The organism is Vibrio sinaloensis DSM 21326 (assembly GCF_000189275.1).
Taxonomy (GTDB): Bacteria; Pseudomonadota; Gammaproteobacteria; order Enterobacterales; family Vibrionaceae; genus Vibrio; species Vibrio sinaloensis.
Genome location: NZ_AEVT01000026.1, coordinates 1 through 700 on the forward strand (window position 1 = coordinate 1; position 700 = coordinate 700).

General features: G+C 38.6%; 1 protein-coding gene. It reads left to right on the forward strand.

Features of this window, described 5'->3' with window-relative positions; genetic code table 11:
* Positions 1–603 (forward strand): leucine-rich repeat domain-containing protein (locus tag RH45_RS23420; RefSeq protein WP_008074962.1); only part of this gene is annotated, 603 nt, incomplete at its 5' end.
* Between the last annotated feature and the right edge of the window lie 97 nt (positions 604–700).

Here is a 700-nt window from a genome sequence, read left to right on the forward strand (position 1 = left end):
GAAATTCGTGCTGATGAAAATGGTATAGGTAGTGTCTTAATCTTGAAAGGCTCTTGGTCAGACTATGTCTTGGAATATATGCTTTCTAATGAAATTAGAGCGCTTCGTTTGACTGACTCCTTCGGCTTCAAAGACCGAGACATTTCATTCATATCACAGCTTACCTTTCTGAAAAGTTTGGAGATATACGTTTGGGATGCAACTGGGTTGAAGAGTATTGAGGCTTTGACAGAGTTAGAAGTTTTAGGGCTTCAGTGCAAAAGCCAACAAAAAATAGATTTTTCGCGTTTTTCCGATTTGAAGGTTTTTAATGCTACTTGGTCCAAAGGTCTAAGTTCAGTGCTTACGCTCAATACTCTCAAGAAATTAAACATCCAAAATTACCCAAATCAGAATCTAGAGTCGCTAAGTGGAGTGGAAAACTTAGAACAGTTGTACCTTACTTCTAGAAAGTTAAAAAACCTTGATGGAATACAGCACCTATCTAAGTTGAAGTTACTAGAACTCTATAACTGCCCACTTCTAGCTTCTCTGAATGGCACAGAAAAATGTCCCAAATTAAAGAGTATCGAGATTGAAGCGTGTAATCGGGTTTGCGTATAACAAGGCGTTTAAGGCGGATTCACAACGCGTGGCGATTTCAGTTTAAGTTAAGTTTAGTGTTTAAGGTGCAATGGTTTAGGTTTGGTGGTTAGCGTTG